Source organism: Pantoea sp. A4, from assembly GCF_000295955.2.
GTDB classification, from domain to species: Bacteria; Pseudomonadota; Gammaproteobacteria; order Enterobacterales; family Enterobacteriaceae; genus Pantoea; species Pantoea multigeneris.
In genome coordinates, this window is sequence record NZ_ALXE01000048.1 from 34,482 (window position 1) to 50,677 (window position 16,196).

A 16,196-nucleotide genomic window follows, 5' to 3' on the forward strand; every position below is an offset into this window, starting at 1 on the left:
GGAAGAATACGGATATCAGTTCTTTACACCCATCAATACCTCTGGGATGGGTATAGTCGCACTGATAGCGGGGAGAAAAATAGCGCGAAAACGCTACGGAGTTCGGTGAAATGCAACGAGGTATGAATATCTCCATACCCCGTTAACAGGCTGAATTATCCCGATTTGCCTCGATGACAATGAAGCCCTGTCATCGAGGCATCTCCGTAATACGCGACAAACCTGCACCTGGTCAGGTTTGCCGCAATCGCCAAAATTAACGTAAAACCTGGAAGAGAAAATCAATGACATTCTCTCTCCCCAGACGAGCAAATGGGTTATGCGGATTTGCGATCTCCCAAGGGGTAGGTTTATCCTCTAAAAATGCCTTTAACGATTCGCCAGTGGCGTCGTTTTTTATCGCATTGAAGAAAGCGAGTACCTGTGTTAAGTCATTAACATCCAGGTAATCATCATCACCAAAATAGAGTTTTTCCAGCGGCCTCAGCTGTGCCAACGCATTATCATCATTATTTAATAACACAGCCATAAGGGATGCCACTTTGCTAATAATAAAACTCACTTTTTCAGAAACTTCATCTTTTGTTAGTGTCAGAGTTGGCTCCTCAGTGGATGTCTGGCTTACAGGTTCAATGTCTGGTTTTTGCCCGTCTGTTGTGGCACCAGGCGAATCAAAATCCCCCCGGAGGTACAAAATCACCACCGCAAAGACTGACGCATAAATTACTACTACGGCGTTGAAGCCAAGCAATTTTAAGGCCGTTTTAGGGTGTTCCTGAGCGTGTTGCAGAGCCCTTTGCATAATAGGCCCCCCTCCTTGGCCGATCGGAGAGAGTGTATTGTACAAGTCTTTCCCTCTGAGCCGACGCCCTCCGGTTCTGTTTCCATTTCCCCTAATCGACCCGATCCCGGTTTGTTCTGTATATGGCCTGGAGGGTCTTGCTCGTATATATCGACTGGACGCTCCTGCACGCGTATTTTTGTTTGCGAACAGCGAGGCTATCCAGCCGCCACGACAAGCATTAACATCCACTACGGCCTCGCCGGTGCTTGAAACAGAAGCAAAGTCCTCAACCAGCGTTGATAATTTAAGGGCTTGCTTTTTATCAATTGTGACTAACCCACCAGGACGTGGCGTTGCAGGTACTAACGAAGGATTCTGTGAGCTGGTTTGTTTTTCCAGATTCCACATATCCATTGCCCTGTATGGGTTATCATCCTCGAAATGGGATAATTTAACGTCTTTATAATGGCCTGCCTTAGAAGTTCCGGTGAATCTTATTCTCTCTTCCAGCGTCGCAGTTCGCCAGCTCTCAATTTCGCCATTTTTAATAATGGGAACTTCTGTTACAGGTTGATCAAGTTGATTGTATTTTACCCGAGCCGAAGGTAACATTTTTCTGCTTTCTAACCCATTATCATCAAGCAACTTTCCATGCTCGCCATAGAAATTAATAGTGGTTTTCTTTGGACAGGCAACCGTATTTGTACCAATAGTATTCCCATGTCCTGAGACCATGAAACGGCCTGGCCTGGCATCCTTACCTTCGGGAAGGTATATTTTGTAGCCATCATACTGCCGATAACCATATGATTTTCCATTACGTATTACATCTTTTTTGTTAAAAAGCCTTCTTCCTTCATCAATCCCTCTTGCCCCCGGCCACGGGGTAGAATTAGGCGTTACCCCGTTCAATTCCCATGTCAGATCGCCTTGAGTGCCGATGCCATAAGTACCATCAGGATTAGGATTCCTTCTTACGGCCCCTGTAAGCGGTTGGTTATAAGCAGATTCACCAAGCCCTGGCCTTACGCCTCCTCGCACTTCCAACGGCAAACGTGCGCTATGCGCATTATTTGTTCTGACTGTGCTCGTTTGTCCCGTAGTTTGTCTGATACCTTCTGTTGTTGCGAAATCTGAATTCCTAAAACGATCCAGCAGGTTATTCACGTCAGCACGCAATTGCTCCATTCTTGTTGCCCCATTATTGAGCTGAGCGCCAGAATTGACATGGGTCCCGCCAACAGATGAGCGGCTACCTGAAGCCAGGCTTTGTGTTTGTTGTCCTCCGTGAGAGGTCGTTCCCGTCATAGAGCTTCCTGACTGGTAACCTGAAGAACTTGTTTCGCTTGAATGGCTCAAATCGACTGCAGGATTATTTGATCCACCAGTGTTGACCGAATGACTTGAAGAAAGGCTGGTTCCGTCAGATGAACCAGCTCTGGAAGATATGGTGCTTGAGGTATCCACACCTGCCATTAGTTCATTATGTCGACCTTCAGTAATAACGCCCTCAATGAATCCTTCGTCAAGAACCTGTCTGGAATAATCAGCTCTGATATTTGCATCTGATATTCCTCTTGAAATAATCTCATCGGCATTTGGTGCATACTTGATTTTATCAACAAATTCGTTTGATTTTCTTACTACAGTTATAAATTCCTGATGATTGCTAGTGGCATAACGCAATAAACCTTTTACGTCAGCCACGGAAAAAACAGCAAAAAGTATCGACCCAACTAAGATATCAGCTTTCGCCTCAATAAATTCTTTTCCGCGGTCGGAATTATATAACTTGAGCACACTTAAACCAATATCCCCCGATTCGGCTAACGCACTAACCAACAGTGCAGCCACTTGTACTTGGCCGCTAGCAGTTGCAGCGGCTGCACCTGCGACTAAAGCCATCCCTCTAAGTACAGCCTGCCCGTAGCTCACCAGCCGTTTTGTCTTATGCTCACCCGGCGTAAAGATATCGTAATCCAGATCGCTGCTTAACCTGTCTATTAATCCATCATAAAGACTGTCCAGTAGTGTCTGGGTATTATTTGTAACATTACCATAGCTCAGCGACCAACTTAGCCAGGGTTTGTACCCAGGAATAATACCATCACGATCTTTTTTCGAGAGGCTATTCTGTATATCAATCGCAAGTTCACGTCCTGGTACCATCCCAGCCCTCATAATATAGCACTTACCACTTCTGAGGGAGATGATAATTTTTAGATCCCCCTTAGTTATCGCCATCATTTCCGAAACAGGATGCTGTGCATCACTAATTTCCATACCTAAAGCTTCCCAAGGCATATTTACGCTAACAGTTTGTAGCGCAGCCTTGCCTGACAAATAGTCATTGACTAAAGCAGTCACATCATCGTTTTTAGGCGTTAATAAAAATTTCAATAAGGCTGTATTAATGGCTTTCTGATAGATAACAGATACAGCCGACCGCAAGGGTGAAGAAGATTTCAACGCTTCAATTTTTTCTTTTATTTCCCTCTCAACATGATTAATTATCTTACGCAACACATCCTGACTCATCCCGGATATGCCACTTACATTATTCACATCCGAAACAGAATTTAATGTAAAATCTTCATCACGATAAAGATTACCAGAAAGGATATCTCTTAACTTATATTTCTTGATATAAAGTTTCTGTGTTGGAGCGATGAAGTTTGCCGAACCATAGTTATTATTCGTGAGTGTTTCAAAGGTAACAGAATATTCTGCATCCAGGTCAGCCTGAGCAAAAGTCATTCCCTGGCTGGCCGCAGATTTTAGTAGAATGCTGTCAAGCTGATCGTTAACACTAAGTTGCTTATGCACTGATATATCTGAGGAAGAACCTGTCGATGCGCTGGTGTTTTTCTCGATGCTGCCTTCACTATCAACAAACTCGAAGTTGGCGCTTTCTACCAGACTGTGTTCATTAATAACAAATACATTCAAATCATCATCGCTCGCTCCTGAACCGATCTTTGGATTGCTCGATAACGCCTTTTCAATATGTGATACGGAGATACGATTTCTCTCATCCTGAAGCAGCATATCTGCTTGTATCTGCGATAAAATATTCGTTTTCCATTTATCAGAACTTTCATAACCATCTTGAGGATGATATATCTTTGCAAAAACAACTTCGCCAGCACTATTTTTTAGGGTAAATTTAAATCCCTTACCGGCAGGAAACCCCTCTCTGGATTTATTTATTTCCTGGTGTAACACCCCTACAATTCTATTTTTATCCTGAATATCGTCTGGCCATATTCCTATAGCCTTAGACAAGGCTGAAAAATACGAACTTCCTTTTACCATACTATCGTAAATATAATATTTCTCTGACAAATATATACGTAAGCGCGTTTTATCATCATCAGGGAGTTTGCTCTCGTTAAACCATGCTCCCCTTTCGACAGGAGACATAATCGCTAACAGAGAAGCCAATGAAGAATACGCTTCCCTCGACGTAATTTCTGGTAAAGACAAAGTACAACTCTGATCAACAAACTGGAAATTGGCGCTTTCTACCAGACTGCTATCCTTAACCACAAACACATTAATATTATCATCACTCGATCCTGAAACCACCTTGGGTGCACTGGTTTCTTCGCCGTTAATATGTGATACAGAAATACGATTCACCTCATCATGAATCAGCATATCTTCTTCTATCTGAGATGCAATATCCGCCTTCCACGCACCAGAACGTCCACTACCGGGTCGTGGATAATAAATTTTTTCAAAAATAACCCCACCACTGTTATTTTTAAGTGTCAGTTTAAATCCTTTACCGGCGGGAAAATCCCCCGCCAACACGGAGTCTGGCAGTCGTAACACTCCCACGATACGGTTTGTACTCTGAAAATCCGCTGGCCATGTTTTGTGACGACTTTGCACATATTTAAAATAATCGCTTCCCTTAACCATATGATCGTAAATATAATAGTTTTCGGCGAGATATATACCCAGATTTCTTTTGAGGTATGCGAATAATGCGCTCCGTTGAAACCAGACATCTCTTTCGGTAGCAGACATTTTGGCCAACTGTGCAGCCAGTGCCGCCCCTTCTGCAGAGGTCGAAAGGCTACGTTTAGACAAGCTACTGTCCTGATCGACAATCTGGAAATCGACGTTTTTCACCTGACTATTTTCACCGGCAACAAATACATTTACCTCAGTGTTTTTTGCTCCCGATATCACTACGGGATTACTGTATATATAACGATGAATATGATCTACAGAAATGCGATTATTCTCATCCAGAAGCAACATATCCTCTTCTATTTGAGATGCAATATCCGTTTTCCAGGCACCATTTCTCTCTGAAACAGTTCGTGGATAATATACTTTCTCAAACATCACCTCGCCGCTACTGTTTTTAAGCATCAGTTTAAATCCTTTATTAGTGGGAAAACTTCCCGCCAACACGGGGCTCGGCAGTCGTAACACTCCCACGATACGGTTTTCACTCTGGAAATTACGTGGCCATCGAGGATGAATACTTTGCACCCATGTAAAATACTCACTCCCCGTCACCATTCGATCGTAAATATAATAATTTTCCGCCAGGTAGATACCTAGATCTTTTTTATAACTTGCAGTTAGGCTGCTATTCGCAATCCATTCATTCCTGTCTGAACGGGACATAGCGGCCAGCTCAGAAACTAATGAATTTTTTATTGCACCGCCGGGAATAGAGGTTGCTGTTAAAGGCAACGCATTGCACTCAACTCGCCTATTACGGTTTGGATTTGTATATTGGCTATACATACGGCCTTGCGCAGTTCCATAATACGTCTGCTGCTCACCTTCCATCTCTTCTGCCACTGGTGTTGCCATAATGGCATCACTTAGTCCTAACGCATGCGTTAGCGCGCTTTCCTGCTCGGCTTCCAGTCCCAGCAGTTCACACAACATATCCAGCACGCGCAGCAGCAGGCTCCATCCATTCACATCTATACTCTTGAGAAAAGCCGTAAACTCTGAATCTCCGGAATACAACCCGGCAATAAATTCGTGCGGACTGTGCAGATAATACACAGTGGCAGCATCTTTCCCTCCCTGTTCCTGATAAGCCTGTTGTGCACGCTCGCGAAGTGCATCGAGTTGCTGTACTTTGTACCCCAGCTCACTTGCTGGGTTCTTCAATCCTGCTGCCACTTGATGTGCGGATAAAGCATGAGCAATTTCATGCAAGATCTCTTCGTCAGTCGCATCCGCACTTAATCGTATTTCTCGCGTTGACATTTTATAATGGCTGAAGGCATACTCTTCTGACTGTATTATACCGAAACTATCAATGAATTTATTATTAAGTAGGCTTTGGGATAATTTCGCTTGCCGTAAATCCCCCCCCTGAGATATGCGAAATATTTCTTCACGAACTTTGAGATTTTTAACGCTGCTCGCTATCGATTTTGCTGCTTTATCTTTTGCATGGGTCTGTTTTAAAACACTGTCAAAAAACTTGCTGATTTTCTCTTGCTCATTAATTTTTTTTTGTTGCATCGCTTCTGCACTGTTCGTCACAACTTTGTTTATCGCCACAAAAGGCAGCTCGGAAACCAACTGCTTAGCCACATTTTTTGCAGCGTCCCTGGCATTGCCTTTATAAATGTCTTCCCAAAGAAATGCCCCACCGATAGCATGAGAAGCAAAGGGTAATGTGCCTACACCAATCTTAATTGCCAGCTGTTCAAATGCATTTTTTCTGTACTTACTGGCTTCCAGCTCACTGCTGCCTTCACCCAAACGAACGGCTTTCCCCCCTTTATCAATAACAAAGGTCACAACAGCATGGGTGACGAGGCACTTAATCGCAATACGTAGCGGTAAAGAGGCGAGTGATGGCATTATGCTGAAAGAACCCAATGATGCGTAGAGGCTTTTTCTAATCAGCCGCCTGACGGACCAGCTTTTAAACATCTCATCCGTACTTTTCTGAGCCATCAAAATTTCTGCCATGGTAGTGGGATAGTTAACTTTACCCTCAGCGGCATTTTTCATTTCTATTTTAAGACGATTCATCAATAGTTCACCACCACCCACTTTTTGTTTGGCAATAAATGGCAGATAGTTTCTGATATATTTTAGAAATGCAGCATCATATTCTTCTTCTGCTTTAATCCTGCTACTTCCAGAATGTTTCGCTAACCAGCTTTTTTTTCTTTCCTGATGTGATTCAGCAATCCCTTTCGCTAACATACCAGTACGCGAGAAGCTCGCGGGTTCCCAACCGGTTAAGTCCGTTATTTCTATATTAAGATAACTCCTTACAGCCTGAAGTTTTCGTATCCATTCTTTAATTTCATCAGAAAATGAATCTCTGGCATCCGGGTAATCACAAAGTTTATCCGGGATAGTCTTCATCCTTGTTTCACATTTGACAATATAGTCAGTAAACTTACTTAGTTCGATAAAGTAATCGTTAATGGCTTGTTGTGATTTACCGGTATGTGTATCTGCCATTAAAATATCAGATATTTCTAGCAACACTGATGCCTTCTGCCTCCTTTTAGATAAATCCATTTTACTGTTAACAAGGTCAGCTAATTTTCTTTTTTCCTCAACAACAACCTGTTGCCAAAAAACCTTATTATTTTCCAGTTCATTTATTAATATTTTACTTATAGAGGAAGGATTTTGTTTTTCCAGTAGCCATGTAACCGCATCAAAGCGTTGAAGGGCAAAACGTAATGTGCTGGATGCCTGATTTATCTGCGCCAGACTAATCAGAGTTTGCTGGATTTTATCCTTGACTATCACGCCTGTGTGCAAAATTGCAGCTATCTCTTGGGCAGAAAAAGACTTCGTCTTTCGGGTAATTATGCCAGTCAACTTACGTTCTATCTTAAGGTGAGCTGACTCTAAAAATCGTGGTACAAGAGGGAGGCTAGCTTTGAATGAGGCGGCCGGTTTTTTAGTAGGGGAAATGAATTCCTTTTCCGCTTCATACAGTTTTTCAATAACTCCCTGAGATGCTTTATCGTTTAAAGCTTCCTTAGAGGGCTGAACTTTTTTCACTTCATCCATTAACTGTATGAGAATAATATTTAATTTTTTACAGGTTAACAAAATCATCTGAGTGAAAGCGTAGCTCTTTTCTTCACGAGGGTTTACTTCATTTGACGATAAAATTCTCTGTGCAGCTTTTTCTGTAAGACTTACACTTTGTAGCAGAAGTTCAAGGGAATAATCTATTCCATCTGACTGACTCAGTGCAGTTCTTGGTATATCTCCACTTATCTCGCTAACGTCCGCGATGCCTTCCGGATCGGAGAGATCAATAGTATTACTCTCCCCATTCTGCGGTGCTATTCCCCATAAACTTTCCCGGTATTTCTTTTCATTCCATAACTGAGCATTAACAAGGCTATTTACCTTCATTATTTCAACGGGGTCTTTTTGCAATTTGACACGCCGTTCACCAGTGCTAATTGACTCGCCGGATTGTTCCAGCCCAGTGATATTCACCGTGGCATAAAAAAATGCTTCACGCTTTCTGTTTTCAAATTCTTTCCAGGAGAGCCATGACTCCGGTTTCATTTGTGCAAGACTGTCGATCATTGCAAAGGTCTCAGAGAGAGCATTGATTAAGCGTGAAGCCAGTAAGTTCAGCGTGTCATTTATTTTATCAATTCTTGTCTGCACATTTTGTTGTGTTTGATGTGTGTAGAACATAGCTGCCTGGGGTATTCTGTTATCTTTGTAGCTTTCCTGTTTGAATTTAATAAACGACTCAATAAATGAGTTAAAATAATTTATACCTTTATAGCTGTTCACCGCCCCAATTTTTTTTCTTACACTATCGGGCAATGTGCTGTTATTTTGAGCACTGACAACACCCTCCCGAATATTATGATGGGTATGGCTATCGGGTAGTTCATCTCCAGGGAAATCATGATCCGGGAAATCGGTATAGCCAAAATCACTTTTTAATGAATCAACATCAAGTAAAGAGTGAGTACTAATAGATTCCTGCATTCTTTTTTGCAGTACTCTAAGATCAGGGATAGTAATGTTGTTTTTTTGATAGCCCAGCTGGGAATATTCAATCAGATCAGGCAACTGGCTTTCAATCCCTGAAATTATATGTCGACTAAAATCAGGATCGAAAAACGAACTCTCTTTATGTTTTTTATATTCCTGATGCGATGAGGATGTGATACCCAGGTCACTATCCGTTTTATTTTCATCTACCCTGGAAGATTCAGAATCATGAATTGACATATTCACTCCTGATTAAAACTGAGAAGAGATAATGGCTACGAGCAAAATTAATTTAATCAGTCCGTTTAATAAAAAATATAAATTCAAGACCAAATGGGTCATTTTATTTTTTGGATTAATATAAAATTCAAAGAGATAGCGTAAAACAAATTTTCACGGGGAAAAGCCCACACGTCAAGGTATAGGTTTGATAGTCAATACTGTCAACTTTTCGCCAGAAAATGTTGTGGTGTCATCACAGATGAAAATCCCGGACGCCTGGTGAAATGCAACGAGGTATGAATATCTCCATACCTCGTTAACAGGCTGAATCAACCCGCTTTTGCGTGCGCGGGAGCAGGTGTAGGCGCGGGGGTTGGCACGGCATCTGGCGCAATGTTCATATGCTTCAACACCGGTCCCATAATGTTGCCGAAGATGGGGGCCGCTACCGAACCACCAAAGTGATCCCCTGCGGTGGGGTGGTTAACCATCACCACCAACGCCACTTCAGGATGGCTTGCTGGGGCAACGCCTGCGGTGTAGTTAATATAGCCGCCATCATATTTTCCGCTGGTCCCCATTTTCTCCGCCGTACCGGTTTTGGTTGCCAGACGATAACCCGGTACCGCAGCACGCAGACCGGAACCGCCCGGTAATACGTCACTCTCCATCATGTGGACCACAATTTCTGCCGTTTGCGGGTTCGCCACCTGAGTGCCGAGCACCGGCGGTGTCACTTTCGTGATCGACAACGGACGATAAACGCCGAAGCTGCCCAGCGTGGCGTATTCGCGGGCAATTTGCAGAGGGGTGACGCGTAAGCCGTAGCCGAACGCGAAGGTGGCACGTTCGATATCCGCCCAGCGCTGACGATGCAGAGGGAAATAGCCTACGCTCTCCCCTGTCAGCCCCAGCCCCGTGGGTTTCCCCAGGCCAAACGCATGATAAGTCTGCACCAGTGCATCCGCTGGCATCGCCAGTGCGATGTGTGAAGCCCCGGTGTCACTGGATTTTTGCAGGATGCCGGTCACGGTCAGGCGCGGCCAGTGGCCAACGTCACGGATAATATGGCCGTTAATGGCATAAGGCGCGGTATCCAGCACGGAATCAGGCCGAATTAGGTGACGCTCCAGACCTTCCAGTACCACCAGCGGTTTCACCGTCGAACCAGGTTCGTAGCTGTCGTTGATAGCCGTGTTACGCATCTGAGCAGGCGTCGCCCCTTCATAATTATTGGGGTTAAACGACGGGTAAGACGCCATACCGAGGATTTCACCGGTATCAATTTTTACCAGTACCGCAGCCCCGGAGTCGGCTTTATTCAGCAACACGCCATCGCGCAGTTTGGTGTACATGGTGTACTGGTCAAACTTATCGATACTCAGTTGTACCGTTGGCGGCTGCGTGGGGGGCTTATAGTCAATCATCGAGATGATTTTCCCTTCACCATCCTGACGATAAACCTCTTTCCCCGGCTCGCCCTGCAACAGTTTATCAAACCCCTTTTCCAGTCCGTTCAGCCCGACATTATCCGCACCGACGATACCAATTAGCGTCGCGGCGGATTCGCTCATCGGATAAAAGCGGCTGTCGTCATACACCGAACTGATGCCTTTCAGGTGCAGCTCGCTGATATCTTTGGCGATACTCAGTTCAACTTTACGTCCGAGATACAGGAATCGACGTTTAGGATTGGCGGTAATATCCGCCGCCATTTGTTGTGGCGTGGTATCCAGCGCCGAGGCGAGGTAAGCCCATTTGGGGCTGGTGAAATCCGGATTATTCTCCAGCACGCGCATCGGATCGGCGATGATATCGCGCGAAGGTACGCTTAACGCTAGCGCATCACCGTTGCGATCAAGCAAGGTGCCCCGGCTGGTAGGCAGTTCCACCGTACGTAGCGAACGCTGGTCGGCTTCATGCTCCAGCATCGGGTGATTAATCAGTTGGAGATCCGCCACGCTCGCCAGCAAAAAAGCCATACAGGCGAACACGCCTATACAGATCAGCCGAAAGCGGAAAGGATTAAAAGAGGTTTTGATCTGGTCTTTTCCCAGTAGTTTTTTTATTTGTGGCATAGCTATCCGCAGCAATGAAAGAAAATACGTTTCAATGCAGCAGTTATAAATAATGCCGTGGCGGGATAACAGGAAAACTATGTTTCAGTTCATGATTGCGGGGTGATGGGCAAAAAAAACCTGCGCATCTGCGCAGGTCGGTGTAATCAATAAATTTTGATGTTCACCCATCAATACCTCTGGGACCTTGACTGTAGCAAGCAGGGCTTGCGCCCTGCCATCCTGCAAACGCAACAGTTGGCCGTAAAATGTAACCAGCCATGAGTTTCTTACGCTGTTTTGCAAAGCTGATGTTTTTTGATTTCCACCAGACAACTCATTGCGTTAGGTCCCTGGGTTAATGATGAGGTGCCGATATCCAGCGTCAGGGTATTGGGATTACCGGCGCGATCCCACGCATCCCATTTCCCGCCGAAGCCAGGGTTAAACCAGGCCCCGGTCGCAATAATCACCACGCCCGGCGTCAGGCCATCCGTTATCTTCACCCCTGCCAGCATTCGACCACGCGCGTTGCTGACCTCAATTTCATCTCCGTCCGCAATCTGGCGGGCTGCCGCGTCCTGCGGGTGCATGTACAACGTTTCACGTCCGGCGGTTTTATTGGCCTGAACACTCGGCGTAGCATCTAACTGGCTGTGCAGGCGGTCTGAAGGCTGAATGGAAATCATATGCAGCGGGTAATCCGCGCTGATTTCTGCCCCCAGCCACTCCTGTGGTTCACGCCATTCGGGGTGTCCGGCAAAGTCATCCAGCTTAAAGTCGGCAATGGTCTGACAGAACAGCTCTATCTTGCCGCTGGCCGTCTGGATCGGATGGGATATCGGGTCTGCGCGGAACTGGTCCATAAAGACAAAGGGCTTACCACCTTCCGGGATCTCCACAAAGCCGCGCTGCCAGAACTCTTCAAACTCCGGGAAATGAATCTCTTTGTGCGCATGGGCGACAGCGCACTGTTGATACAGATATTCAATCCATTGCATCTCGTTGCGCCCTTCGGTGAAGGTGTCACGATAGCCGAGGCGCTCTGCTAAATCAGCGAAGATATCAAAGTCATGACGCGCCTGATGCTGTGGCGCAATCGCCTGATGCATCGCCAGCACAAAGCGATCGCGGGATGAGCCGCCAATGTCATTGCGCTCCAGCGTGGTGGTTGCTGGCAAGACGATATCGGCCATCTGGGCCGCGGGCGTCCAGACGATGTCCTGCACCACCACCGTGTCCGGGCGCTGCCAGCCTTCCACCAGGCGATTGAGCTGTTGATGATGATGGAACGGATTGCCCCCCGCCCAGTGCACCAGGTGAATATCCGGATAGTGCAGCGTTTCGCCCTGGAAGGTATAGGGCTGGTTCGGTTGCAGCAGCATGTCACTGATGCGCGCGACGGGAATGGACAAACCGGACGGGTTTGGCCCGGTCGACATCAGCGGCGCTGGCCCTTCCTGGCGTGGATTGCCCACGCTGTTCATGGAACCATGACCAAAGGAGAATCCCGCACCTGGCAAACCTGGCTGCCCTAACATGGCGGACAGGGCAATCATCATCCAGTAGGGCTGTTCACCACGATGCGCACGCTGCACCGAGTAGGAACAGGTGATGAAGCTACGCTTGCCGCACAGCTGTTGCGCCAGCAGAACAATACGTTCAGGCGGGATCCCGGTGATGCGGCTGGCCCAGCCCGCGGTTTTGGCAACGCCATCGCTCTCACCGATCAAATAGCTTTTCAACTGTGGCCAACCGGTACAGTGCGTGGCAAGGAACTGTTCATCTGTCCCGTTGCGCTGCATGATTTCGTAGCCCAGCGCCAGCATCAGCGCCACATCGGTATTGGGCCGAATCGGGATCCACTCCGCCTTGACGAATTCCGGGCAGTCATCGCGCATCGGGCTGATGTTAATCACCGGTGTGCCTTTCGCCGCCAGTTGTTCTAGCGCCGGTTTCAGGCTGTGCTGACCCGCCCCGCCGGAGGCAACCTGAGAATTTTTCAGCGCCAACCCACCAAACGCCACGAAGATGTCGGCATGTTCGACCACTTCCGGCCAGTCAGTGACGCGGCCGGTAAGCGGCATATAGGTGCCAATCACATACGGCAGGAAAAACTGCGCTGCGCCCCAGCTGTAGTTGCCCTGCTGATCGACCCCGCCACCGCCTTTAAAGTAGAAACGGCGAATCAGCGTGCGCGCATGGTTCACGCGTCCGGCAGACGACCAGCCGTAGGAGCCGTTGAAGATACCGCTGGCACCATAGCGCTCACGCACGCGCCGGTTCTCTTCCGCCACCAGATCCAGGGCCGTTTCCCAATCCACCGCCACAAAGTCTTCGCGGCCACGCAGAGTACGATCGCTGTTCTCACGGGATTTGAGCCATGAACGGCGCACCATCGGCTGACGGATGCGTTTATCAGAGTAGACCAACTCCGGGATGGTACCCAGCATTGGCGATGGATCGGCATCAGCAAAAAACGGTTCGCACCCGGTCAGTCGACCATTTTCAGTGACAGCAGTAAAAGCGCCCCAGTGCGCCAGATGTGGCACGCGTATCTTCATAGTGGTTATTCGGCCCGGCAGGTTAATGTCAGCCCTCAGCATATCACGACCACACATTGAGATTTAACTGGGCTGATTTTCCTCATGTTTGCGATCGGCATGGCGTTATGGCGGGTTGATGTAGCCCGGCTTTTCCGTAACACTGAACAGATGTGTAAACGTTTTCCCCGGAAGCAGGTAAACGCATGGCTACAATAAAGGATGTTGCCCGACTGGCAGGCGTGTCGGTAGCGACAGTCTCACGCGTCATCAATCACTCCCCCAAAGCCAGTGAAAGTTCGCGCCAGGCCGTCAATGAGGCGATGGCAGAGTTGCAGTACCACCCAAATGCTAATGCCCGTGCGCTGGCACAGCAGTCCACAGAAACCCTTGGGCTGGTGGTAGGCGATGTCTCAGATCCCTTCTTTGGCGCGATGGTGAAAGCCGTTGATGAAGTGGCTGGCGCGACCGGCAATTTTTTACTGATTGGTAACGGTTACCATAATGAGCAGAAAGAACGGCGCGCGATTGAACAACTGATGCGCCACCGCTGCGCGGCGCTGGTGGTGCATGCCAAAAAGATCCCGGATGCCGACCTGGAAGTCTTAATGAAACAGATGCCAGGCATGGTGCTGTTAAACCGTCTGCTCCCTGGATTCGAACAGCGCTGCATCGCGCTGGATGATCGCTACGGTGCGTGGCTGGCGACGCGCCATTTAATTCAGCAGGGGCACCAAAATATCGCCTTTATCTGCTCGACCCATGCCATTTCCGATTCTGAAGATCGCCTACAGGGCTATCATGATGCGCTGCGCGAGCACGGCATTGCCAGCCAGGATCGACTGATTGCCCTGGCCGAACCGGATGAGAGCGGTGGCGAGCAAGCCATGACCGAGCTGCTGGGGCACGGTAAGCACTTTACTGCCGTGGTCTGCTATAACGACTCCATGGCCGCAGGGGCACTGGCGGTACTGAGTGATAACGGGATTCGCGTGCCGGAAGAGATGTCGCTCACTGGTTTTGATGACGTATTGGTGTCGCGCTACGTGCGTCCAAGGCTGACCACGGTGCGTTATCCCATCGTGACCATGGCACAGCAGGCGGCTGCACTGGCACTGGCGCTGGCAAACGATCAGCCGCTGCCGGAGGTGACAAACATGTTTAGCCCGACGCTGGTGCGTCGGCATTCGGTAAGCGGGCCGGGTTAAAGACCGGATCGACCAGGCATCGGTGCCTGGTCGATGAATCACGCTTAGCCCAGCTCCAGCGCCAGCAGCTCCTGGATAGTCTGCGCACGGCGGATTTCACGTACCTTGCCACCATCAAACAGCACTTCCGGGATCAGCGGACGGCTGTTGTAGTTGGAAGACATCGATGCACCATAAGCCCCGGTGTCGTGGAAGACCAGGTAGTCACCGATTTGCGCTGCTGGCAGGGCGCGGGTTTCCACTTTACCGCCCTCCTGCTGGGTAAACACATCACCAGACTCACACAGTGGGCCTGCAACCACGCTCTCGACGGTGTGGGCTTCATCCAGCACTCGCTCATCACCTGCCAGCACGGAGATATGGTGATAGCTGCCGTACATGGAAGGACGCATTAAATCGCTGAAACCGGCATCCACCAGCACAAAGTGGCGGCTCCCCATCTCTTTTACGGCACGCACCTGAGAAACCAGCACGCCAGACTCTGCGACCAGGAAACGACCCGGCTCAATTTCCAGCTTCACCGGATGCCCGAGATGCGCGGCAATACGCTGACGCGCACCGTCCCACAGGCCAAAATAGTGTGCGGTATCGATATTTTCCTGACCGTACTGATAAGGAATCGATAAACCACCACCGGCGGAAATGGCTTCCAGATCCTGACCAAATTCCACCACCTGATTGACCATCGCATCACACACCTGCTGCAGATGACCGTAATCCACACCCGAGCCGATATGCATATGCAGGCCCACCAGGTGCAAACCGTACTGGCGCAGTGCGGCCAGTGCCAGCGGCAGGTCGCTATGCCAGATGCCGTGCTTGCTGTTCTCTCCCCCGGTATTGGTTTTCTGGCTGTGGCCATGACCAAAACCCGGATTGATGCGCAACCAGACTTTATGACCCGGAGAGATCGCGCCTAACTGATGCAGCATATCCACTGAACCGGCATTCACCGGCACTTTCAGCTCAGCAATGCGTGACAGCGTTGGTGCGTCCAGCACGTCTGCGGTAAAGACAATCTCATCGCCACCCGCAGTGAATCCCGCCGCCAGCGCACGCTCCACTTCACCCAGTGAAACCGAATCCACACGCACACCCTGTTCACGCATCAGGCGCAGAATGTGAATGTTAGAACAGGCTTTCTGCGCAAAGCGAATCACATCGAAATCACGCAGCTGCGCGATGCGCTGACGGATAATTTCAGCATCGTAGGCCCAGAACGGCCCCTGATACTGACGCGCCAGCGGCAGCAGGTTAGCGCCAGTCAGCGCAGTTTCGGTGTTATTGAGTGGGCGTGGCATGGGTAGATCCTCGAATAGATGTTCAGCCTCTATTAAAGCAGAGCGTTTCCATAGCGGAAAATATCCATTTTCACGTATGCTATTCATCTTTG

Annotated in this window: 5 protein-coding genes; 1 reads left to right on the forward strand and 4 read right to left on the reverse strand. The window is 48.2% G+C overall.

Annotation, left to right across the window (positions count from 1 at the left end; all coding sequences use genetic code 11):
* Positions 1-256: 256 nt before the first annotated feature.
* The 3 genes from B880_RS0120115 to B880_RS0120125 form a co-directional block, all read right to left on the reverse strand.
* Positions 257-9,013, reverse strand: a complete 8,757-nt coding sequence (locus tag B880_RS0120115; RefSeq protein WP_017349264.1) for a putative adhesin — start codon at positions 9,011-9,013, stop codon at positions 257-259.
* A gap of 311 nt (positions 9,014-9,324) precedes the next feature.
* Entirely contained in the window at positions 9,325-11,073 is a 1,749-nt protein-coding gene (locus tag B880_RS0120120) for a penicillin-binding transpeptidase domain-containing protein (protein WP_017349265.1), read from the reverse strand.
* Between the two features lie 269 nt (positions 11,074-11,342).
* On the reverse strand, positions 11,343-13,616 hold the full coding sequence (locus B880_RS0120125) for a molybdopterin guanine dinucleotide-containing S/N-oxide reductase (protein ID WP_026042802.1): 2,274 nt from the start codon (positions 13,614-13,616) through the stop codon (positions 11,343-11,345).
* Positions 13,617-13,801: 185 nt separating this feature from the next.
* Between B880_RS0120125 and galR the strand changes: the two genes are divergently transcribed.
* On the forward strand, positions 13,802-14,803 hold the full coding sequence (gene galR, locus B880_RS0120130; RefSeq protein WP_017349267.1) for an HTH-type transcriptional regulator GalR: 1,002 nt from the start codon (positions 13,802-13,804) through the stop codon (positions 14,801-14,803).
* A gap of 44 nt (positions 14,804-14,847) precedes the next feature.
* Here the strand turns inward: galR and lysA are convergent, their stop codons facing one another.
* Complete coding sequence (lysA, locus tag B880_RS0120135; protein WP_017349268.1) at positions 14,848-16,104, reverse strand: diaminopimelate decarboxylase; 1,257 nt, start codon at positions 16,102-16,104, stop codon at positions 14,848-14,850.
* Positions 16,105-16,196 lie beyond the last annotated feature (92 nt).

Bases quoted from the DNA above. Each gene is read 5' to 3' on its own strand.
- B880_RS0120115 (WP_017349264.1), bottom strand. From the start codon at position 9,013: ATGTCAATTCATGATTCTGAATCTTCCAGGGTAGATGAAAATAAAACG.
- B880_RS0120120 (WP_017349265.1), bottom strand. From the start codon at position 11,073: ATGCCACAAATAAAAAAACTACTGGGAAAAGACCAGATCAAAACCTCT.
- B880_RS0120125 (WP_026042802.1), bottom strand. From the start codon at position 13,616: ATGAAGATACGCGTGCCACATCTGGCGCACTGGGGCGCTTTTACTGCT.
- galR (WP_017349267.1), top strand. From the start codon at position 13,802: ATGGCTACAATAAAGGATGTTGCCCGACTGGCAGGCGTGTCGGTAGCG.
- lysA (WP_017349268.1), bottom strand. From the start codon at position 16,104: ATGCCACGCCCACTCAATAACACCGAAACTGCGCTGACTGGCGCTAAC.